At 41.5% G+C, this 22,303-nt stretch carries 17 protein-coding genes; 13 read left to right on the top strand and 4 right to left on the bottom strand.

What is annotated here, in order from left to right:
* Window positions 1-37: 37 nt before the first annotated feature.
* The 13 genes from pilQ to ACX17N_RS06535 all read left to right on the top strand — a co-directional run bounded on the left by pilQ (window position 38) and on the right by ACX17N_RS06535 (window position 18,343).
* Window positions 38-2,164 carry a type IV pilus secretin PilQ gene (gene pilQ / locus ACX17N_RS06595; protein ID WP_458891965.1) on the top strand — a complete coding sequence of 709 codons (2,127 nt, stop codon included), beginning with the start codon at window positions 38-40 and terminating at the stop codon, window positions 2,162-2,164.
* 37 nt (window positions 2,165-2,201) lie between these two features.
* Window positions 2,202-2,744 (top strand): shikimate kinase AroK, encoded by a 543-nt coding sequence (aroK, locus tag ACX17N_RS06590; protein WP_458891749.1) that lies wholly within the window; start codon window positions 2,202-2,204, stop codon window positions 2,742-2,744.
* An 18-nt stretch (window positions 2,745-2,762) separates the two neighbouring features.
* Entirely contained in the window at window positions 2,763-3,854 is a 1,092-nt protein-coding gene (gene aroB, locus ACX17N_RS06585) for a 3-dehydroquinate synthase (protein ID WP_458891748.1), read from the top strand.
* Window positions 3,855-3,857: 3 nt separating this feature from the next.
* The gene (locus tag ACX17N_RS06580; protein ID WP_458891747.1) at window positions 3,858-4,730 is read left to right on the top strand and encodes a hypothetical protein; all 873 of its coding nucleotides are present in this window, start codon (window positions 3,858-3,860) and stop codon (window positions 4,728-4,730) included.
* Between the two features lie 446 nt (window positions 4,731-5,176).
* Window positions 5,177-9,652, top strand: a complete 4,476-nt coding sequence (gene gltB, locus ACX17N_RS06575) for a glutamate synthase large subunit (protein WP_458891746.1) — start codon at window positions 5,177-5,179, stop codon at window positions 9,650-9,652.
* Between the two features lie 69 nt (window positions 9,653-9,721).
* The gene (locus ACX17N_RS06570; protein WP_458891745.1) at window positions 9,722-11,143 is read left to right on the top strand and encodes an FAD-dependent oxidoreductase; all 1,422 of its coding nucleotides are present in this window, start codon (window positions 9,722-9,724) and stop codon (window positions 11,141-11,143) included.
* Between the two features lie 188 nt (window positions 11,144-11,331).
* Window positions 11,332-12,207, top strand: coding sequence for a metal-dependent hydrolase (locus ACX17N_RS06565; protein ID WP_458891744.1), 876 nt, complete (start codon window positions 11,332-11,334; stop codon window positions 12,205-12,207).
* Between the two features lie 141 nt (window positions 12,208-12,348).
* Window positions 12,349-12,939 (top strand): LemA family protein, encoded by a 591-nt coding sequence (locus tag ACX17N_RS06560; protein ID WP_458891743.1) that lies wholly within the window; start codon window positions 12,349-12,351, stop codon window positions 12,937-12,939.
* Window positions 12,940-12,965: 26 nt separating this feature from the next.
* Entirely contained in the window at window positions 12,966-14,015 is a 1,050-nt protein-coding gene (locus ACX17N_RS06555) for a TPM domain-containing protein (protein WP_458891742.1), read from the top strand.
* Window positions 14,009-14,569 (top strand): TPM domain-containing protein, encoded by a 561-nt coding sequence (locus ACX17N_RS06550; protein WP_458891741.1) that lies wholly within the window; start codon window positions 14,009-14,011, stop codon window positions 14,567-14,569. Before ACX17N_RS06555 ends, ACX17N_RS06550 begins: the two co-directional genes overlap by 7 nt.
* Before the next feature lie 264 nt (window positions 14,570-14,833).
* On the top strand, window positions 14,834-15,256 hold the full coding sequence (locus ACX17N_RS06545) for a pilin (RefSeq protein ID WP_458891740.1): 423 nt from the start codon (window positions 14,834-14,836) through the stop codon (window positions 15,254-15,256).
* On the top strand, window positions 15,256-16,539 hold the full coding sequence (locus ACX17N_RS06540; RefSeq protein ID WP_458891739.1) for an O-antigen ligase family protein: 1,284 nt from the start codon (window positions 15,256-15,258) through the stop codon (window positions 16,537-16,539). Before ACX17N_RS06545 ends, ACX17N_RS06540 begins: the two co-directional genes overlap by 1 nt.
* Window positions 16,540-16,714: 175 nt before the next feature.
* A complete protein-coding gene (locus tag ACX17N_RS06535) occupies window positions 16,715-18,343 on the top strand; it encodes a PglL family O-oligosaccharyltransferase (RefSeq protein WP_458891738.1) in 1,629 nt (542 codons plus the stop codon).
* Between the two features lie 57 nt (window positions 18,344-18,400).
* Here ACX17N_RS06535 and bfr read toward each other — a convergent pair whose 3' ends face one another.
* The 4 genes from bfr to ACX17N_RS06515 all read right to left on the bottom strand — a co-directional run bounded on the left by bfr (window position 18,401) and on the right by ACX17N_RS06515 (window position 22,083).
* Window positions 18,401-18,865: a heteropolymeric bacterioferritin subunit Bfr gene (gene bfr, locus ACX17N_RS06530; RefSeq protein ID WP_458891737.1), complete on the bottom strand. Its 465-nt coding sequence runs from the start codon at window positions 18,863-18,865 to the stop codon at window positions 18,401-18,403.
* 237 nt (window positions 18,866-19,102) lie between these two features.
* Window positions 19,103-19,297 (bottom strand): bacterioferritin-associated ferredoxin, encoded by a 195-nt coding sequence (locus tag ACX17N_RS06525; RefSeq protein ID WP_458891736.1) that lies wholly within the window; start codon window positions 19,295-19,297, stop codon window positions 19,103-19,105.
* Window positions 19,298-19,519: 222 nt separating this feature from the next.
* Complete coding sequence (locus tag ACX17N_RS06520; protein ID WP_044739681.1) at window positions 19,520-19,903, bottom strand: RidA family protein; 384 nt, start codon at window positions 19,901-19,903, stop codon at window positions 19,520-19,522.
* A 74-nt stretch (window positions 19,904-19,977) separates the two neighbouring features.
* Window positions 19,978-22,083 carry a RelA/SpoT family protein gene (locus ACX17N_RS06515; protein ID WP_458891735.1) on the bottom strand — a complete coding sequence of 702 codons (2,106 nt, stop codon included), beginning with the start codon at window positions 22,081-22,083 and terminating at the stop codon, window positions 19,978-19,980.
* Between the last annotated feature and the right edge of the window lie 220 nt (window positions 22,084-22,303).

Genomic DNA, 22,303 nt, shown 5'->3' with positions numbered 1-22,303 from the left:
CAGTATTCAAGATTTTATATTTGGGGATGGTAATACAATGAATCATATTTTCCGTCAGTTTTCTATGGGTGCAGTCGCAATGGCAGTGATGCAAGCTGCCAGTGCACAGGTGAGTATTACCAATGTTGTACCCATGCAAATTCCAGGGCAAGGCACTGAAATTCGTGTGATGTTTAATGGTATTCCACCACAACCACAAGCCTATCAATTAGAACAACCATCACGCCTCATTTTAGATTTCGATAAAGCACAGCAGACTTTAAAGCAAAGTAATATTGCCGTTGCAACGAAAGAAGCCAGTTCCATCGATGTGGCTTCCGATGCACAGCGTTCTCGCTTAACAGTTAATCTAGCAGATGCTGGTGCATTTACGACACGTGTAGAAGGCAATACATTTATTCTGAAAATTAATTCGACAGATAATAGTTATGCCACACCAGTTGCCACCAGTATGAAAGCACCTGCACAAGGTGTATCTAATATTGGCTTTCAGCGTGGTGCTGAAGGTGAAGGTCAAGTCGTGATTGATTTATTGGGCAGTAACACCCCGGCGGATGTGCAGCAGCAAGGTAGTAAAATTGTAGTGCGTATGCTGGGGACAAAAATTCCAGCACATTTAACCCGTCGTTTAAATGTGAATGACTTTGCTACCCCTGTTTCTACTGTTGATGCTTACAATGATGGCAATAACGGGGTAATCAACATTCAATCCTCGGGTAGCTATGAATATATGGCTTATCAGGCGGAAAATAAGCTTACGATTAGCTTAAAACGCCCTGTTGATAAGAATCCAATGAAGCCACATGCGGCAAACAGTTATACGGGCAAGAAAATCTCTTTAGATTTCCAAGATATTGAAGTGCGTCGTGTCCTGCAATTGTTGGCCGACTTTACTGGCATCAATATGGTTGCAGCGGACACCGTACAAGGCAACATTACCTTGCGCTTAAAGGATGTACCATGGGATCAGGCTCTGGATATTATCCTGAAAACCAAGAATCTAGATAAACGCCGTAATGGGAATGTGATCTGGATTGCACCTGTGGCCGAGTTGATTAAAGCGGAAGAGGAAGAAGCTAAAGCCATTGCACAGAGTGTGAAACTGGCTCCCCTGCAAACAGAATATATTCAATTGAACTATGCCAAAGCCAGTGATATTGAGAAAATGATCACGCAAGGTAAGAATGCATCGACTTCAAATAATTCAAATTCCAGTAATAATATAGATCCTTTAGGCGATAGTGTAGGAAGTCTGTTAAGTCCGCGTGGTACGGTTTCGATTGATCCACGTACAAATATGTTAATCATTAATGATACTTCGCAGAAAATTGATCAAATTCGTAAGATGATTGATTTATTGGATGTACAAGTACAACAAGTCATGGTTGAGGCGCGAATTGTGCGGGCATCCACATCTTTCACCAAAGAGATGGGGGTGAAATGGGGCATTTTATCTCAGGGTATTAATAGTAATAATGATTTGCTAGTCGGTGGTAGTGATCAAACCCTTTGGGATTTAAAAACACCAGATGATGAGGGTAAATATACCATTCAGCGTCCAGATAACCTCAATGTGGATTTAGGTGTCACCAACCCAGCGGGCCAGATTGCCTTTAGTTTAATCAGCCTATCTGATTTTATGTTGGATCTTGAGTTGTCCGCATTACAGGCGGATGGTTATGGTGAAGTGATTTCTACACCAAAAGTCCTGACAGGAGATAAACAAAAAGCGAAAGTGGCGACAGGTCAGGAAGTTCCTTATCAAACCACGACTAACTCGGCCGCGGGTTCAACAGCAAGTACTTCATTTAAAGAAGCTTTATTAAGTCTTGAAGTGACCCCTAGCATTACCCCAGATGGTAAGGTACAAATGCAATTAGATATTGCTAAAGACTCGATTGCAGGTGAGGCTCCAAATGGTGAATTAATCCTGAATAAAAACACGATTACTACCAATGTGTTGGTCAACAATGGTGAAACCGTGATTTTGGGTGGGGTATTTGAGCAAACGACCAGTAATTCCCAAACTAAGGTGCCATTCCTAGGCGATATTCCATATATTGGTTGGTTGTTTAGAAAAGATACCAAGTCGGATGATAAGCAAGAGCTATTGATTTTTGTGACACCGCGAATTGTTAATGACAGTGTTTCAAGAAATCATTAATATATTTTCAATTTAAACAAAATTAATAGGTGACTCCTTGCCAAGCAAAGAGTTTAATTCCCTACCAAATATCTATTTGGTAGGGCCAATGGGGGCAGGAAAAACAACAGTTGGACGGCATTTGGCTGAATTGTTAGGTCGTGAATTTATTGATAGTGATCATGAGATTGAGCGAAAAACAGGGGCGACTATTCCGTGGATTTTTGAGAAAGAAGGTGAAACGGGCTTTCGTACGCGTGAAACTGTTGTGATCGACGAGCTAACAGCTCGTCCTCATTTGGTATTGGCTACTGGTGGCGGAGCAGTGACTCAAGCACCGAATCGCGAATTTTTAAAACAACGCGGTATCGTTGTTTATCTTTATACTCCTGTCGAAATTCAGCTTCAGCGCACCTACCGCGATAAAAATCGTCCTCTTCTTCAAGTAGAAAATCCCGAGCAAAAGTTACGCGATTTATTGGCAATCCGAGATCCTTTATATCGTGAAGTTGCACATTATATTATCGAGACCAATCAAGGTGCTGCACGAGACTTAGCGCACAGAATCTTGAACATAATTACGACCCAACCGACCCGTTGAATTTAAGTAGTTGAAGCCATGCAAACTTTACATGTAGAACTCGGTGAACGCCGTTATCCTATTTTTATTGGTAGTGATTTAGATCCTCAAACTTTGTTGGCACCCTATATTTTGGGTCAGCAAGTGATGGTGGTCACCAATACAACCATCCAGCCGTTATATTTAGAACATTATGTTCAGGCAATTCAGGCTTTGGGTAAAAAAGTGGCGACCTGTGTGTTGCCAGATGGTGAAAAATACAAAGATATTCAACATTTGAATTTAATCTTTGATGCCTTGCTGGAGGCGGGGTTTAATCGCGACTGTACGGTATTGGCTTTGGGGGGCGGTGTGATTGGAGATATGGCTGGATTTGCATCGGCTTGTTTCCAGCGAGGAGTGTATTTTATTCAAGTACCGACCACGCTGCTTTCTCAAGTGGATTCAAGTGTTGGGGGGAAAACTGGAATTAATCACCCTTTGGGTAAAAATATGATTGGAGCATTTCAGCAGCCGCAGGTGGTGATGGCTGATATGTCGCAATTGAAAACCTTGCCAGATCGAGAATTATCAGCTGGTTTGGCTGAGGTGATTAAATATGCTTTATTGGGGGATGAGCAATTTCTGGTTTGGTTAGAAGCCAAGATGGATGGCTTGGTCGCACGTGATCCAGATTTACTCGCAGAGGCAGTCTATCGTTCTTGCGCACATAAAGCCCGCATAGTCGCGAATGATGAAAAAGAGCAAGGGGAGCGAGCCCTGCTGAATCTAGGACATACCTTTGGACATGCAATAGAATCCTATTTGGGTTATGGTGTATGGTTGCATGGTGAGGCGGTCGCAACGGGTATGGTGATGGCAGCAGATTTATCGCAGCGTATGGGCTGGATTTCTGAAGCCGATTTGAACCGAATCCGAGCAATCATTCAGCGTGCGGGGCTTCCGATCGTCTGTCCAGAAATTCCATTACAAGACTTTTTGGGTTATATGGCTCACGATAAAAAAGTCTTGAATGGTCAATTAAGATTGGTGCTGTTAAAGCAGCTGGGTCAAGCCATCATTACTAAAGAATTTGATGTGGAGCTCATGCAGCAGGCTATTATTGCCAATCAAGCTAAAATAGAAGGTTAAGCAATGACGACACTCCGCAAATATTGGCAAAATTCACAGCGTTATATCTGGCTGGTGAGTGGGGTGTTGTGTTTGTTGATTGCCTTGGTATTTTGGGCAGGCTCGGATACCCGTCAAGAATTGGTTGAGGTTAATAAAGCAGTTGAGTCTGATGCTGAACTGCAGATACAACCCGCACGCGTGACGGCTACAACTAATCTAGGGACTCTACAAAATGAAGTGCGACCACTGGCTTTGACCACGAGGGTGGTGGCCACAGGCAATCATAGCAATGAATTTCGTGGTACAAAATTTATTCTAGAGCAGAAAAATAAGTCATCTATTCAGCTCTTTAGCACAACAGATGAAGATATTGTAAAGAGCTTTTTGAACAAACAAGCTAATCGAAAAAATTACTTTTACATTCGTCTCAGTGGTGAGCAGCAGCCAGAACGCTATGTGCTGTTCTATGGCATATATGGCAGTGAAAATGAAGCTAAACAGGCATTCGAGCAATTGGATTTAAAACTGCCTGCCTCGGTGCAGCCTGAAGTCGTTACATTGGGTGACTATCAGGCACAAGTGAGCGATATGGGTATGGAAGAGATGCTGGGTGCTACTCAGTTGTATGAAGTGCGTTTGAGAGCAGCAGCTGTACCCAAAGTCGATGAAGCCATAATCAATCGTATTCAACAAAAAGCCAATAATTCCACTAGTACAACGGTGCAAGCTGGAAATGCCACGACCAGCACCACGGTTACTCGTAGAGATGCAGCCGGTAATGTGATTGATGTACAAAAATCTCAGTCCCATGTTGATAGTGGAACAAAATCAACCGCTTCAAATACTGGGGATTCCTCATCCGTGCGCCAAGAAATTGCAGATCCATTTAATTAATCGTTCTAAAATGGCGCATGCTGTGTTATATAAATAAATAAATGCTCAAAAATGGTGCAATATAATTAAAACTTAAAATGCAAGAAATTCGTTCTATCTCTTGATATTTCTGTATTTAAAGGAATTTGTTGATTGGTCATTAAGTTGGCATATTTTTTGCTTAAATGGTGCATGATTTGAGTTGATGTCACTATTTTGGCGCGAAAAGATTCAAAGAGTGTGCGAAAACATCAAGATTGCCTGCTTTAAAACAGTGCGCAAAAGTGGCAATAGTTTCTTGCATTTCGGTCATGTACAAAAGATAAATACAGTCTATCTTTGACATGAACATGCAAAGACATTGCATTAAATTGATCTTAGTGTGAGAAAGTTAGACTAAGTCGCAAAGAAGTTCGATAGTCAGCGCCCGATTCAGGGCCAAGTAGAAAGAAGGGTACGCTATGCACATGCCATCGCCTAATACTGTAGCTCCCGCTCAAGGTTTATACCAACCGGATGAGTTTAAAGATAACTGTGGTTTCGGCCTTATTGCACATATGCAAGGGGACGAAAGTCATGATCTGGTCAAGACCGCTATTCATAGCTTGAGCTGTATGACCCACCGTGGTGGGATTGCCGCCGATGGTAAGACAGGGGATGGATGTGGTTTATTGTTGGCAATGCCAAAACAATTCTTCCGCGAAGAAGCCAAGAAACTGAGCGATATTACTCTAAGTGAAATTTTTGCAGTTGGGACGGTTTTTCTTAACTTAGACCCAGCCATTGCAGCACATTCAAAACAAATTCTAAGTAAAGAAATCGAAGAAGAAGGCTTACGTGTTCTGGCATGGCGTGTCGTGCCAACCAATAATGCGGCATTGGGTGAAATTGCGATGCAATCTTTGCCTGCCTTTGAACAAATTATTGTGAATTGTCCAATGGGGGTAACTGAGGTTGAATTTAACCGTAAGTTATTCTTGGCGCGTCGTCGTGCGGAACAACAGCTCAAAAATGATCCATCTTTCTATGTAACAACGCTGTGTTCTACGGTTATCAGCTATAAAGGTTTGATGATGCCTGCTGCAATTGCAGACTTCTATACTGACTTAGCTGATGAGCGTTTGGCTTCGCACATTGTTGTGTTCCATCAGCGTTTCTCGACCAATACTTTACCGCGTTGGCCGTTGGCGCAGCCTTTCCGTTATCTTGCACACAATGGTGAAATCAATACCATTACTGCAAACCGTAACTGGGCAATGGCGCGTACCCCGAAGTTTGAAAACCCATTATTACCAGGTTTAACTGAGCTGAAACCAATCGTAAACCGAACTGGTTCAGACTCTTCGAGCTTGGATAACATGCTGGAAATTCTGGTGGGTGGTGGTATGGATTTATTCCGTGCGCTACGTATGTTGGTTCCACCTGCTTGGCAAAACGTTGAAACTTTAGATGCCGACTTACGCGCATTCTATGAGTTTAACTCGAAGCACATGGAAGCGTGGGATGGTCCTGCTGGTCTAGTGATTCAGGATGGGCGTCATGCAATCTGTATGTTAGACCGTAATGGTTTACGTCCAGCGCGCTGGGTCATCACTAAAAATGGCTATATCACTTTAGCGTCTGAAATTGGCGTATGGGACTATCAACCTGAAGATGTGATTTCGAAAGGTCGTGTTGGTCCTGGACAAATTCTTGTAGTCGATACCTTTACCGGTAAATTGCTGGACACTAAAGATGTCAGCAATCATTTGAAAAAAATGCGTCCATACCGTGAATGGTTACGTGAAAACTCGATTCGCTTACAAGGTAGCCCAGAGCTCGAAGAATATTTGTGTGATCAAGGCTTAAAAGGCGATGCCTTAAAAGCGGCACAAAAAATGTTCATGGTAACTTTTGAAGAACGTGATCAATTGTTGCGCCCAATCGCGGAAAGCGGTCAGGAAGCAGTCGGTTCAATGGGTGATGATACCCCGATGGCAGTCTTGTCACGTCAAGTCCGTCATGTATCGGACTACTTCCGCCAACAGTTTGCACAGGTGACCAATCCGCCAATCGACCCATTGCGTGAATCAATCGTGATGTCGTTGGAAACTTGTTTGGGTCGTGAGCAAAATGTATTTGAGCAAAGCCCTGAACATGCGGATCGTTTGATTATTTCAAGCCCTGTACTATCGAACTCTAAAATGCATCAAATCCGTACTTTAGGTCGTGCGGGTTATGAAATTGCGGATATCGATTTAAACTACACTGAAAGTGAAGGCTTGGAAGCAGCCATCGCACGTATTTGTGAAGAATCTGCACAAGCAATTCGCGATGGCAAAACTTTGTTATTACTTTCGGACAAGAAAATCCGTGAAGGCTATTTACCTGCCAATGCCGTGATGGCAACTGGTGCTGTACATCACCATTTGATTAATGTGGGTTTACGTACCGATGCCAACATTATTGTGGAAACCGGTTTTGCTCGTGATCCACATCAATTTGCCGTGATTCTCGGTTTTGGTGCCACAGCGATTTATCCATACTTAGCTTATGACGTGATCAATGATTTGGTTGCTAAAGGCGAGTTGTTGGGTGATCCAATCCATGCACAAGCCAACTTCCGTAAAGGGATTGAAAAAGGCTTGTTGAAAGTGCTCTCGAAGATGGGGATTTCAACGGTTGCTTCTTACCGTGGCGGCCAGCTGTTTGAAGCGGTAGGCTTGTCTGAAGAAGTCGTGGGCAAATGCTTCACTGGTGTACCAAGCCGTATTAAAGGGGCAACCTTTGTTGACCTAGAAAATGATCAGAAAAAATTGGCAGATACTGCGTGGAAATCACGTAAGCCAATCGATCAAGGTGGCTTGCTAAAATTCGTATTCGATAAGGAATACCATGCGTTTAACCCTGACGTGATCAACGCTTTACATAAAGCTGTGCGTTCAGGTAACTACGCAGACTTTAAAGAATATGCGGAACTGGTGAATGAGCGCCCTATCGCAACGATTCGTGACTTATTTAAGTTAAAAACCGATAACTCAATTGCCTTAGATCAAGTTGAGTCGGTAGAAGCAATCTTGCCACGCTTTGACTCTGCGGGGATGTCTTTAGGTGCATTGTCTCCTGAAGCGCATGAAGCGATTGCGATTGCCATGAACACCATTGGTGGTCGTTCGAACTCAGGTGAGGGTGGTGAAGATCCTGCGCGTTACGGCACAATTCGTAACTCGAAAATCAAACAGATTGCATCAGGCCGTTTCGGTGTGACCCCTGCTTACTTAACCTCTGCTGAAGTCTTGCAGATTAAAGTCGCGCAAGGTGCGAAACCAGGTGAAGGTGGTCAGTTGCCAGGTGGTAAAGTGAATGGCTTAATTGCGCGTTTACGTTACTCAGTGCCAGGGGTAACTCTCATTTCTCCACCGCCACACCATGATATTTATTCGATTGAAGATTTATCGCAATTGATCTTTGACTTGAAGCAAGTTAATCCAAAAGCGATGGTTTCGGTGAAATTGGTGTCTGAACCAGGTGTCGGAACAATTGCCGCAGGTGTGGCCAAAGCTTATGCCGATTTCATTACCATTTCAGGTTATGACGGTGGTACAGCTGCATCTCCACTTTCATCAATTCACCATGCGGGTTCACCATGGGAGTTGGGTCTTTCTGAAGCGCATCAAGCGCTGCGTGTGAATGATCTGCGTGGTAAAGTTCGCGTACAAACCGATGGTGGTTTAAAAACAGGTCTTGATGTTGTTAAAGCGGCTATTTTAGGTGCAGAAAGCTTTGGTTTTGGTTCTACGCCAATGATTGCTTTAGGTTGTAAATACCTGCGTATCTGCCACTTGAACAACTGTGCGACCGGTGTTGCGACTCAACAAGATCATTTACGTCAGGAACACTACATTGGTGAACCTGAAATGTTGATCAACTTCTTCCACTTTATTGCGGAAGAAACACGTGAATGGTTGGCGGCTCTTGGTGTTGCAAGCCTGAAAGATTTGATTGGTCGTACTGACTTGCTGGAAGTTTTACCAGGTGAAACAGACAAGCATGCTCACTTAGACCTCAGTGCGTTGCTTGAATCGCATCCTGCGGCTGAAGGTAAGGCGCAATATTGCCAAGTTGAAGGCAATGCACCATTCGACAAAGGCTTATTGGCAGAGCAAATGGTGACAGAAATGTTGCCAGCAATTGAAGCTGGTACAGGCGGTGAATATAGCTTCACAGTCGGAAACTGTGACCGTTCAATTGGTGCGCGTATCTCAGGTGAAATTGCACGTCGTTACGGCAATCTGGATATGGAAGCGCATCCTGTCGTGATGAACCTGAAAGGGACTGCGGGTCAGTCATTGGGTGTTTGGAACGCAGGTGGTTTGCACATCAAACTTGAAGGTGATGCGAACGACTATGTCGGTAAAGGTATGGCAGGTGGTCGTGTATCGATCTTCCCACCACAAGGTTCACCATTCCAAACCCAAGAAACAGCGATTATTGGTAACACTTGTCTATATGGCGCGACAGGCGGTAAGTTGTTTGCTGCAGGTACGGCAGGCGAGCGTTTTGCGGTACGTAACTCGGGTGCCTTTGCTGTGATTGAAGGTGCGGGCGATCACTGTTGTGAATACATGACAGGTGGTATTGTGACGGTACTGGGTAAAGTCGGTCACAACTTTGGTGCAGGGATGACCGGTGGTTTTGCTTATGTGCTTGACTTAGATAATGACTTTGTCGACTACTACAACCATGAGCTAATCGAGTTGAACCGTATCTCAACAGAATCGATGGAAGAGCATCAAGAATTCTTATTACGTATTCTGGATGAGCATATTGCTGAAACTGGTAGTGCTTGGGCGTATAAGATCCGCAATGAGTTCGATTTTTACAGCCGTAAATTCTGGCTTGTAAAACCAAAAGCTGCTAATTTGCTTACGCTTTTGAAAACGACCAAAGCTGATCCACAATAATTCCACTACTGCAGATATATAGGCAGGTGCAGCAGATAAAAATGACTGCATCTACCCACGGAGAGAGACATGGCAGAGCGCCTAAATAATGACTTTCAATTCCTGGATGTCGCACGTCAAGATCCAGAGAAAAAAGATATTACTGTCCGCAAAGCAGAGTTTGTGGAAATTTATAAACCATTTACTGCGGAAGTGGCTGCCAATCAGACCCACCGTTGTTTAGGTTGTGGTAACCCGTATTGCGAATGGAAATGTCCAGTTCACAACTACATTCCAAACTGGTTAAAACTGATTGCGGAAGGTCGTATTTTTCAAGCGGCTGAACTTTGCCATCAAACCAATACTTTACCTGAAGTGTGTGGTCGCGTTTGTCCACAAGACCGATTGTGTGAAGGGGCGTGTACCCTGAATGATGGTTTTGGTGCAGTGACCATTGGTAATGCTGAAAAGTATATTAATGACACGGCATTCGCACTTGGCTGGCGTCCAGACATGTCACATGTGAAATGGACCAACAAAAAAGTAGCGATTATCGGTGCGGGCCCGGCTGGTTTAGGCTGTGCAGATATTCTGGTACGTAGCGGGGTGAAACCTGTGGTATTTGATAAGCGTCCAGAAATTGGTGGCTTATTAACCTTCGGTATTCCTGAATTTAAAATGGAAAAAGACGTCATGAAACGTCGCCGTGAAATTTTCACGGGGATGGGTATTGAATTCCGTTTAAATACCGAAATTGGTACAGATGTGACGATTGAGCAATTACTTGCAGACTACGATGCGGTATTTATGGGTATGGGAACCTATACCTATATGAAAGGCGGGTTTGCGGGTGAAGATCTAGAGGGTGTTTATGATGCCTTAGATTTCTTGATTGCTAATGTGAATCGTTGCCAAGGTTGGGAAAAAGATCCAAGCGAATATATCAGTGTTGATGGCAAGAAGGTGATTGTGCTTGGTGGTGGTGATACCGCGATGGACTGTAACCGTACTTCATTACGTCAAGGCGCACATGATGTGACTTGTGCTTACCGTCGTGATGAAAGCAACATGCCAGGTTCTGCACGTGAAGTAAAAAATGCCTATGAAGAGGGTGTGAAGTTCCTGTTCAACCGTCAGCCAATTGAAATTGTCGGTGAAAATGGCAAAGTGACGGGTGTGAAATTCGTAACCACACAAATGGGTGAGCCTGATAGTCGTGGTCGCCGGAGTCCTGAGCCAATTCCAGGTTCTGAAGAAATTTTACCAGCCGATGCGGTACTGCTTGCATTCGGTTTCCGTCCAAGTCCAGCAGACTGGTTTACGGGTGCCAATATTGGTTTAGATGGTTCTGGTCGTGTAGTTGCAGCTGAAAAGCAACAATACAAATTCCAGACGTCGAATCCGAAAATCTTCGCAGGTGGTGATATGGTGCGTGGTTCTGACTTGGTTGTGACTGCAATCTGGGAAGGTCGCCAAGCAGCAGAAGGTATTTTAGACTACCTTGACGTGTAATAGGGATATGCCACGTTAAATGTTCTGGACCCATGAAAAATCCCACTTCGGTGGGATTTTTTTATGGTAATTCGACCAATAATCGGTTTGAGTTATTTGGCAAATGGGCTAAGCATTTTTGCCATGTCGTATCGGATTATAGCTTTAGATACTGAATCTCTGTACTTTGACTTAGTTGAGAAGCAGCAATGTTAAACACGACGACAGAAAAATCATACCTAAATCGTCCCAAAGCACATGGCATTACCGTGCGTAAATTACAATTCAATCCCAAGGCGATTCGTCGCCACTATTTTGCCAATTCTCCCGTGCTGTCGCATTTGCTGACGGCATTGTCTTCGACTTTTCCGATTGGAGAACAGTTCTTTGTGCATAGTGTGCGAAATGTACGTGAGCGTGTTCAGAACGAAGAATTGCAGGCACAAATTGCGGCATTTATTGGGCAGGAAGCTATGCATTCCAAGGCGCATACTGAATTTAATCAGGCCTGGCGACGCGAGGACTATAATCTGGATCGTTTCCAAGACTGGCTGGCGCGTAAAGATCATTATGTTAAAAGTCTAGATCCTAAAATTCAGTTGGCCATTACTTGTGCCTTTGAACATTTTACGGCCTTACTGGGTGGTTATATTATGCGACATCCCGAGGTATTGCGTGCTTTAGAAGAAGATGCACAGAAATTATGGGTCTGGCATGCCATAGAAGAAATTGAACATCGTGCCGTGGCCTTTGATGTGTATCAGCATGTTTATGGGGATGATGCGATACGCCGTATGATCATGCGGAGTGTCACCACGGGTTTTGCCAGCTTAACTTTTTATGCTGCCAGCCGATTATTCTGGCAGGATCGCGGGAAAAGTTTAGCGAAAATTCAAGGGAATTTGTTTGGCCTATATTGGCTATTGAAAATGTTGATTCAACTGGTACCAGAATATTTAAGCTATTATCAAGCACACTTTCATCCTACTGCACATGATTATAGTGAGATTGTGGAGTACTGGAAGCAGCGTTTGGCTGAAGATTATCAGATGCAAGCATTTATGCCTAAGGGCTTAGCCAGTTAATTGATTATATTCAGTCGGGAATATTCCCGACTTTTTTTAGCCAATTGAAATTAAACAAATCAAACACAAGACAAATAAAATCGGGCTACAATGCTCTTTATTCGAATTGAAACATACCAATAAAAATTGAGGGCATAGCTCATGCAATGGATAAAAAACAGCGCATTAATTGTTTTACTCAGTGGTAGTTTAATGTTGACAGGCTGTGGCTATAACACCTTACAAGTTAAAGATGAGGCGGTAACCGCAGCTTGGTCGGAGGTGCAAAACCAATATCAACGTCGTGCTGATTTGGTGCCGAATTTGGTCAATGTGGTAAAAGGCTATGCCAAACATGAAGAACAAGTATTAACGGAAGTTACGCAAGCTCGAGCCAATGTGGCGGGACTAAAAGTCGATAAACAAGTCTTGGAAGATCCTGCATTATTCCAAAAATATCAGGAAGCACAGGGGCAGCTAACCGGGGCCTTATCGCGCTTGATTGCAGTTTCGGAAAATTATCCCGATCTAAAAGCCAACGAGCAATTCCGGGATTTACAGGTGCAGCTGGAAGGTACGGAAAATCGGATTGCAGTGGCGCGAAATCGTTATATCACCACGGTACAAGATTACAATTCCTATGTGCGACAGTTCCCGCAAGTCATGACGGCAAAAGTGATTGGTATGGATACCAAGCCCAACTTTAGTGCTGAACAAAGTGCACAGACTGCACCGAAAATCTCTTTTGATTAATTGTCTGTATGATACGGAATGATGACATGAATCATCTCAAAGACAAGACTAAGTCAGCAACTTTGTTGTTGTTAAGCGCGTTATTGTCTTTGATCGTCTGTTCATTCAGTTGGGCTGAAGCGGCTCAAACAGTTAATGGTTCTGAAGATGCGGTGGTGATTGGTCAGATTCTTCAACAGGCTAAGCAGGCATCTGTTTCTTCAGATGTTGAACAACAAGCATCATCTTCGGTACAGGTTGCAAATGATTTGCCTGAAGGGGAAGTCCGTAGCCTGCCAAGCTTAAATTCGCCTGTGATTGATCAAGCGAATATTCTCAGTAGTCAAGATAAACAGGCGCTTAGCGATCAGATTTTACAATTGCATCAGCAAGGTAAAGCCCAAATTGGTGTGGTGATTGTACCAACCACAGGGCAGGAAACAATTTTTGATTATGCCATGCGTGTAGCGGAACAATGGCAGTTGGGAACGGCAAAACGTGATAATGGTTTGCTGATGGTGATTGCGATTAATGATCGTAAAATCCAAATTCTGACAGGCTATGGTTTGGAAGGTGTACTACCAGATATTGTCGCTGGACGCATTATCCGGAATGAGATCACCCCATATTTTAAACAAGCCGAATATGCGCAAGGGATTCAATCTGGATTGAATGAAATAGCACGGATCTTGAATTTAGACCCTGAAATTGCCCAGCAAGCTGCGCAAGAATTAAAAGAACAACAAGCACAAGCACTGCATGAACAGCAAGCGCGTTCCAAGCTTTGGACTTATGCCTTAGTGATTATTGTGGTTGGAACCTTTGCCTCTATGATGATTGGCAAGCGTTTAAGCGCTGCAACAGCGGGCGTGGCAGGTGTAGTGGCAGGCTTAGTTAGTGGTGTAGGTTTGCTCACTAGTATATTGGTCGGTGTTGGAATATTCGTATTACTCATCACGTCAATCGCACAACTCATCTTACAAATGCTGGCTTCGGGTTCAGGACGGGGTTCAGGGGGTGGTGGCTTTGGTGGAGGGGGAGGTTATCGTGGTGGTGGCGGAGGTTTTGGTGGAGGAGGGGCATCAGGCTCATGGTAACAACAACGGATTCAACTCAAATTGTCACGACTCCGAAGTGGCAAGCGCAAGTCGAGCCTAGCTTTAAACGCTGGTTAAAGCATTGCTTTTATTTTTCAGGGACAAACCGCTATTTCAATGCCGAGGATTTAAAGCAAATTGCTAGTGCTGTACAACAAGCAGAATGCGGTCATGTCGGTGAAATACAGGTGGTGATTGAAGGTCATTTACCATGTTTACAAGCCTATCGACAAAATACCCGTAAACGCGCCGAACAATTATTTGCTGAACTGGGCGTTTGGGATACTGAATACAATAGTGGGGTGTTGTTATATTTAAACTTGTGTGAGCGACAAGTGGAATTGGTGTTTGATCGAGGCATTCAGCAAGCCAGTGAACAAGTTATTTGGGATACTATTTGCCAAGATATGGTTCAGTTAATGAGTCTGCAACAATATTGCGCAGCTGTAATCGATGCTGTAAATAAGATGGGAGCGATACTTCAGGTTTATAACGCGCAACAAGAAAATGAAGGATCAAATGAATTGCCGAATCAACCTATCATTATCAATTAAGAATGCGAATTGGTACACAAGCAAAAAAACATATGGGTTTGAAAATGACAAATATTGTCACCTATGTACTAATTGTGTCTTTAAGTTTGCGTTTATCCGATAAAATTAATTAAAAAAAACATCGCTAAGGTGCTGTTTTTTTGTTGGATTTAACTATAATAAATCTTGGCACATTCCGTGCTAATTATAAACAAAGCATACAAAAGCGCTTCTTGCTTTACAAAGCTTAAAAAAAACGAAACAAAAACATTTGTGGAGAATGTTATGAACGCTCAAAAGGGTTTCACTCTTATTGAATTAATGATCGTTGTTGCCATTATTGGTATTTTGGCGGCAATTGCGATTCCTGCTTATCAAGATTATATTACACGTTCAAAAGTTACAGAGTTGGCTACAGCTGCTTCAGCATGTAAAGCATCTGTGTCTGAATACTATCAGGCTCAGGGTTCTTTACCTGGTACAACTGATGCGGCTGGTTGTGCAAATAATGCTAGTCAATATGTAACTAGCTTAGCTGTAGGAGCGAATGGTGTTATCACTGTTGCAAGTGCTTTGCCTGCACCTGCTAACGGTAATTTTGTTTTAACTCCGGTCCCTGGTGCGGATGCTTCAAAGCCATTACAATGGAATTGTACAGCGTCAACAATTGCAAAAAAATATTTACCGGCTAACTGTCGTGGAACCTAATGCTTAAAATTTTTGAGCATTTAAAAAATAAAGAGCTATTGTTAGCTCTTTATTTTTTCATTTTCATTTTTGGTTACTTGATAAGAATAAGTGATAATTTCTATAATGAGCTTAGAATACTTGAAATTCTAATGTTGTTGATTATTTATGTTGTTTGGGGTGGGAAAACAAAATTAAATTATATTAGAGTGGATATTTTGTTTTTTTTATTTTTGATTATTGGTGGTTTTTTTTGGAATAATGCGGAATTTATTATACTAGATTTATTAGTTTTTTATTTATTATTTAAGGTGTTTTTTATATTAGATTATAATGAAATTTATATTAAAATTATTATAATTTCTAGTTTTTCAATTTTTATTCTGCTTCCTTTTTCAATTTATAGTTATATAAATACAGGTGTTTACGAAAATTGGTATCCTATGCCTTGGAATATTCGTATTTATAATAGTTTTTTTTTAATTTTTTCAATTTTTGCTATCTGGTTTTATTTGAACAATGAAAAGTTAAAAAATTTTTATCTTCTTTTTACATCATTAGCTTTTTTATCGATTCTTTTGGATGGTGGGCGGTCTGCAACGATTGCTTACACTGTATTTTTGGCTTTAGTTTGTATATTTAATAAGTTAAATCGATTTAAATTAATCTTGGTTTATACTTTTACATGGATGGTTTATTTCTTAATTATTTTTTTGTCTCCATCTAATCCTTTAAGACCAATTATTCGTGATACTTCAAGTGGACGTTATAACTTATGGGAACATGCAATTTTGTGCTGGTTAAATAATCCTATATTTGGATGTGGTTTTTATCAGTTGGATCGATATGTAAATTTACCAGCTCACCCACATAATCTATTTATTCAAATACTTTCAGAAACTGGTTTAATTGGTTTTGCTTTCTTAAGTTATTTAATTTATTCTATTTTTATAAATATAAATATAAAACAAAAAAATGGATATTTTTTGTTGGCTTCTTTTGTAGCTATTGGAATAGAGTTATCTCTTTCTGGTGTTTATGTTTATCCAGTAACACAAATTTCTCTTTTGTTGTTGTTTGTGTTTTTGTTAAAAAATTCAGAATTTAATGAAATAATTTTTGTTGAAAATATTAAAACAAATAAAATAGATAATTTTATTAATTTTATTTTAGGTTTACTACTTTTAATTTTATTTTCTTATTTGTTTTTTAATTATTTTAGATCTGACTTGTTTGGCATTCCTTTAAGTCCACCACGCTTTTGGGAATATGGATATAAATTGTTTGTATCTAAATTATTTTGAGGTTCATATTGTGTTTAAACCTAGCAAAAAGCTTGTTTCTTAATAATATTAAACAGAAGTGCTTTACGTATAATTAAAGATAACCTCATCAGAGTAAGTTGTGATAAATAGAATCATAAGAAAAAAACAACATTTTGAATTACACTATGCGCAGTTCTGCAACTGTAGCACCCCCATGAAATTCATTCTTTCTTTACTTGCCAGTGTGCTGATTGCACTGGCATGGCTTTTGCCTGTTCACTATCGCCCATGGGTCACCTATACAGGTGAACTTTTTGCATTTTTATCCCTGTTTACATTAGTAGCAATTTTTCTGCAGCAAAAAATTAAATTGCCTATGGTGACACTACCACTTGTCGTTATGGCATTTATACCTGTAGTGCAATGGATGTTTGGACTAGAATTCTTTTTTAGTGTTGCATTAATTTCTTGCTTGTTTGTCATTGGCTTTTGGCTAAGTACAGTACTCGGTTATAACTTATCTTTAACGCAAACAGATCGAGAGCAAGCCTTCACTGTTTTTAGTTATGTTCTGCTCATAGTTGGAACTCTATCTGGCTTGATGGCAATTGCGCAGTGGCTCACCATTGAAAACCATATTCCTGGGATTGCAAATTTGCGTAGCAACAGACCATATGCAAATTTTGCCCAGCCGAATAATATGGCCACGTTTCTTATTCTCTCATTAATGTCTAGTTTGTATTTATTTGAGAAAAGTAAAGTTAAAGCTTGGGCGTTAAGTTTGTGCTCATTGGTTATTTTGGTGGCATTGGTCCTAAGCCAGTCTAGAACTTCATGGGTTGTCTGTATTCTATTCTTGGGTTATTTCTTTTATCAGCAGTACCGAGGATATTTGCGCCTGAAATGGTATGCAATGTTAACTTGGGTCGGCCTGTTTATTGGGCTGATTCTAGCGCTGCCAATAGCTGATCATTGGATTGCGCAAGCATCTCACTTAGCGATTGCAGATTCTCCAACTGCGATTGAGCGTGCAAGTAGCGGTCACTTACGCTTAGGTATATGGCAGCAAATGCTGTATGCCATTTCGGATCGACCGTGGTTTGGTTATGGCTGGAATCAGACCAGTGTGGCACAGGTGTCAGTAAGTGAGTATTATCGTATCCCTGAGTGGGTGCGTAGTTCGCATAATTTTGTCTTAGACTTTTTGGTCTGGAATGGATTGCTGATTGGCGTGCCATTTCTGGCTTATTTAATGTATTTGGCATATCGCCTCATTAGTCGCGTGAACTCCACTGAATCGGTGATTGGAACTCTCATGGTGATTGCAGTATTGGTGCATGCCTTATTGGAATATCCGCAGAACTATGCCTATTTCTTGTTGCCGCTAGGCTTTATTGTGGGTTTGGTGCTATCTCAAGACAATCAGTTAAAAGTGTGGACGCTTGCACCCAAATATATGCAAATCATGTTCATTGTAGGTGGCTTGCTTTTAGTTTTGATTCATCGTGATTATATGGTTGCTGTGCCCAAGCTCAATCAGTCGATGCGTTATGAAAAGACCCCAGAAAAAATCACCAATCATGATCGAATTTATGTTCTGGATGAGCTCAGTCGTAGAATTGCATGGATTCGACTCAACCCGAATACGCTGCTCAGTAAAGCTGAATTACAGCAAATCTATGAAATGGTACAGTGTTATCCAACCAAATATGATTTGTTGAAATATGCACGTGTGCTTGCCTTCAATGGAGATGAGCAGGGTGCGCGTCATCAATTATGGTTGTTAAAACAGTTGAAACATGTGGATGTAAGTTATGAGTCTTTATTAGCACCCACGCAATAAAAGACCTTAAAAAAGCCAGCTTTTGCTGGCTTTTTTAATAATCAAACTTAAAGCTAATTAAAGCTGGCTTTGAATATAATTTTCAATCCCAACATTTTCGACTAAATCGAGTTGTGTGGTGAGCCAGTCCCAATACTCTTCTTCTTTTTCTAGAATTTCTTGTACCAAGTCACGTGTAACATAATCCATGGTTTGTTCGGCCAAGGTTACCGCAGTTTGAATACTTTCAATATTTTCTTTGACTTTACGAATATCGCAGTGCAAAACTTCAACCGTATGTTGACCAATATAGAGTTTGCCTAAATGTTGTAAATTTGGCAGACCTTCTAAGAATAAAATACGTTCAATAATTTTATCGGCATGTTTCATCTGGCGAATCGATTCTTTATATTCCGCAGAACCGAGTTGTTCGATACCCCAATCATTAAACATACGTGAATGTAAAAAATATTGGTTAATGGCAGTTAAATGATGATAGAGCACCTGATTTAACTGGTTAATCACATCGCGATTGCCTTTCATAGCCTAGACTCCATCAATCAATGCTGATTTAAAATTGTATTCGGGTCTTATAGCCCAGTTGTGCTATAAATCTTAAACAAGAATACTGGGAAAGGCGAGTGCTTTATAGAACAGCAAATGAAAATCGCAATCAAAAACAATTGGATATTTAGAAAAATAAAGCCCGCTTAGAGTCGGAAGCGGGGGAGGGGGAATGATCAATTAGATCATTATATTTATGATTATGGTTATTGAGGCTTAAGCCGCCACAGCAATACGAGCCGCAATTTCAGCAATTTCATCGCTAATGATGGCACGTGCTTCAGGTGCGCAACGACCACAGCAAGTACCCAAATCAAGTAAATCGCGGATTTCACGATAGCTTTCAGCACCGTTGGCAACGGCATCTTTAATATCTTGATCTGTAATACCACGACATAAACATACGTACATTTGGGGTTAACCAGAGTAAATTAAATACGATAAGTAATATTATTGATAATTGTTATCGTTTGTCAATTAAATTCATCTGAAAAGAGAATTATTATCATTGGGAATTTAAATAAAAGAATACTATTTGAGCGGAAATCCGAGTGTTGCTCGGATTTTCGCGCAAGAGAGCTATAAAATTTTGAACTAAATATTTAAGGCAGGATATTGAATTAATTCTATAAATTACTGTGGAATAATCACAATCCCATCCATTTCTACCAAGGCGCCTTTTGGAAGGCTAGCAACGCCTAAAGCAGCACGTGCTGGATAAGGTTGTGCAAAGTATTCGCCCATAATCTGATTCACCAATTGGAAATTAGATAGGTCGGTCAGGAAAATATTCAGTTTGGCGATATCGGCAAGCGAGCCACCCGCAGCTTCACAGACCGCTTTTAAGTTATCAAATACACGACGGATCTGTGCTTCAATGCCTTCAACCAACTCCATACTGTACGGATCTAAACCGATTTGCCCTGAAAGATAAAGTGTTTCACCGACTAAAATTGCTTGAGAATAAGTACCAATAGCGGCAGGGGCATTTTCTGTATGAATGACTTGGCGGGACATCGATTTCTCCTTTTATATCTCACTACATCTTAAAGGATTGTATGCGGATACAGAAGCCCTATCGTTTTTAATGATTAACTTGCAATAGAGGCTTCTGTCGCACTTAAGGGCATGGCAAGACGAGTAATTCGTGGGAAGCCATAATGCATACGTAAGTCGCGAATAATCTGGGCAATTTGCTTACGGTTATTGACTACGATATTGACATAGGTTTTATGGTCGTAGTTGCGGACCATTTCTACCCCAGTTTTGGCTTTACGGCATTGATAAATCAAATCAGAAATTTGTTCATCATTCATTTGCATATCAATACACAAATAGGCCGTAAAACTGACGTCATCCAGATCTTCTGAAGCCCATTGTAGCGGCATGATATTTTCTGGATGTAAATGCTGCTCATGCAATAAATTATGGCAGCGTGCGCGATGCACAATCAGTCCACGGCGGGATAAATGTCCTTGGATTGGATCACCGAGGACAGGGTTGCAGCAATGCGCATATTTGACATCCACGCCTTCCGTACCCTGAATTAAGCGATCGGAGCTATGTTCTTCGGCAGATTGCCCTTGTGCGAACAAATGATTTGCAACCAACTGCGGTAATAAATCCCCAACTGCAATTTGTTCAAATAGACGCTGTTTAGTTTCAAGATGACGCCATTCTAATAAGTCGAGCCAATCATCTTCGGTTAAATCATCTGTAGAGCGGTTAAACAGTTTGAGTGCGCGGTTTAAAGCTTGTTCACCGACCAATTGTTGTTCTTCGACATCTTGATCACGCAGGATATTCTGAATCGCACGTCGGGCTTTTTGGGTGTTGATAAAGCTGAGCCAGTCAGGATTCGGGGTTGCTAAAACATCCGTAATGATTTCGATTACTTGCCCACTGAGGAGCGGGGTCGAGAGGGGTTTGGTTTCCCCATTAATCTTCGCCCCGACAGCATGGTTGCCTAAAAATAGGCTGGCTGAGTAGGCAAAATCGACAGCGGTTGCCCCTTGTGGCAATTCGTGTAGTTGGCCGTGTGGGGTATACACCCAAATTTTTTCTTGATGCAGATAGTCGAGCAAATCATTGAACGTGGTTTTGGCGCAGCTGCTGTCAATCAGGACATTCAAATTCTGCATTGAGGCTTGAATTGCGGAGCGACACGCTTGAGGCGCACTTTCACCCAAGACCACACCAAAGCGTGCAGCTTTGCGCATCAGTTCAGTTTGTAAAGTGAGTGAGAGCGTGGTTTTTTCGCCTTTGAGGCGCATCATCAAGGATTGATTGCCGCCTGGTAAAGGTCGACGAATATGATCTTGATACGACAGGACTTGGAAATGCTCTTTAAGAATTTCAGCGAGGTTATCGCAATCAGCAATACTTTGTAGAATGATTTCAAAAGCATGACTATGGGTCAGTTCTTGCAAATCAATATCATTTTTCACAAAGTGGCGTAGTAGCTCAATATTATTGTTTTTCTTTTTTATCCGACCAGTAATTTGGTTTTGCTGCAACAGTGAAGTGAGATTTCTTTCCCAGATGGCTTGATATTCGCAGCGTTTTGGCTTGGTTTTGGCTAAAGCTTCTTGCACATTGTTGAACATGTCCAGATCAAGATTCTGATAACACAGATGTTCAAGATTGTCCGCCATTTCATTCATGCCGACCAAGCGCGCCATAGGCACAAACACATCAAAGGTTTCTTGGGCAATACGCGCACGTTTGTCTGGACGTAAGGATTCCAGCGTGGTCATATTATGGTAGCGATCTGCTAATTTAATAATAATGACACGTGGATCTTGTAGGGTAGCTTGTAAAATTTTTCGGAACGATGCCGCTTTGTTATATTCTTTATCGCTGGAATGGCTAAGTTTGGTGACTCCATCGACCAGTTCGGCAACTGTACGACCAAATTTTTCACTGATATCATCTTTGCTAAAATCGGTATCTTCAATGACATCGTGCAATAAGGCAGCCATCAGGGTCTCAGCATCCAAACGCATATGTGCCAAAATACAGCTAACGGCTATCGGATGTAGGATGTACGGTTCACCACTTTTACGGGTGATACCATCATGCGCAATATCGGCATAATCGCAGGCCGCAAGCACTCGTTCGACTTCACTTTCATTAAGATAAGCGTCGATAATCACATTGAGTTGTTGTTTGGCTTGGCTGACTTCTGCGCCTGGCATATAACACCTTTACCTATACCATGAAAAAGCTATTCATCATTTCAGTTTTTAATAAAAAGCAAAGTGCGAAACTTGTCAAATTTTTTGTGCAAAATTCGCAAATCGTCAATTTAAAAAAATAGAATGGTTTGAGTTAATGTTATAACTGTTCTTGAAGAAATATTAAAGTTCCAAGCGAAAAAAAGCCTAGTTAAAAACTAGGCCTTTACGTAGTTTTTCG

This window comes from Acinetobacter sp. GXMZU3951 (genome assembly GCF_054457875.1).
The sequence above is the reverse complement of the archived record's forward strand: the minus strand, read 5'-3'. Positions and strand labels throughout refer to the sequence as shown.

What these genes read in the sequence shown, in the direction of transcription:
- ACX17N_RS06520 (WP_044739681.1), bottom strand. Translation starts at nt 19,903, where the DNA reads ATGTCCCGCCAAGTCATTCATACAGAAAATGCCCCTGCCGCTATTGGT.
- gltB (WP_458891746.1), top strand. Translation starts at nt 5,177, where the DNA reads ATGCCATCGCCTAATACTGTAGCTCCCGCTCAAGGTTTATACCAACCG.
- ACX17N_RS06550 (WP_458891741.1), top strand. Translation starts at nt 14,009, where the DNA reads ATGGTAACAACAACGGATTCAACTCAAATTGTCACGACTCCGAAGTGG.
- aroB (WP_458891748.1), top strand. Translation starts at nt 2,763, where the DNA reads ATGCAAACTTTACATGTAGAACTCGGTGAACGCCGTTATCCTATTTTT.
- ACX17N_RS06565 (WP_458891744.1), top strand. Translation starts at nt 11,332, where the DNA reads ATGTTAAACACGACGACAGAAAAATCATACCTAAATCGTCCCAAAGCA.
- ACX17N_RS06525 (WP_458891736.1), bottom strand. Translation starts at nt 19,297, where the DNA reads ATGTACGTATGTTTATGTCGTGGTATTACAGATCAAGATATTAAAGAT.
- ACX17N_RS06560 (WP_458891743.1), top strand. Translation starts at nt 12,349, where the DNA reads ATGCAATGGATAAAAAACAGCGCATTAATTGTTTTACTCAGTGGTAGT.
- ACX17N_RS06515 (WP_458891735.1), bottom strand. Translation starts at nt 22,083, where the DNA reads ATGCCAGGCGCAGAAGTCAGCCAAGCCAAACAACAACTCAATGTGATT.
- bfr (WP_458891737.1), bottom strand. Translation starts at nt 18,865, where the DNA reads ATGAAAGGCAATCGCGATGTGATTAACCAGTTAAATCAGGTGCTCTAT.
- ACX17N_RS06535 (WP_458891738.1), top strand. Translation starts at nt 16,715, where the DNA reads ATGAAATTCATTCTTTCTTTACTTGCCAGTGTGCTGATTGCACTGGCA.
- ACX17N_RS06570 (WP_458891745.1), top strand. Translation starts at nt 9,722, where the DNA reads ATGGCAGAGCGCCTAAATAATGACTTTCAATTCCTGGATGTCGCACGT.
- ACX17N_RS06545 (WP_458891740.1), top strand. Translation starts at nt 14,834, where the DNA reads ATGAACGCTCAAAAGGGTTTCACTCTTATTGAATTAATGATCGTTGTT.
- ACX17N_RS06540 (WP_458891739.1), top strand. Translation starts at nt 15,256, where the DNA reads ATGCTTAAAATTTTTGAGCATTTAAAAAATAAAGAGCTATTGTTAGCT.
- ACX17N_RS06580 (WP_458891747.1), top strand. Translation starts at nt 3,858, where the DNA reads ATGACGACACTCCGCAAATATTGGCAAAATTCACAGCGTTATATCTGG.
- pilQ (WP_458891965.1), top strand. Translation starts at nt 38, where the DNA reads ATGAATCATATTTTCCGTCAGTTTTCTATGGGTGCAGTCGCAATGGCA.
- ACX17N_RS06555 (WP_458891742.1), top strand. Translation starts at nt 12,966, where the DNA reads ATGAATCATCTCAAAGACAAGACTAAGTCAGCAACTTTGTTGTTGTTA.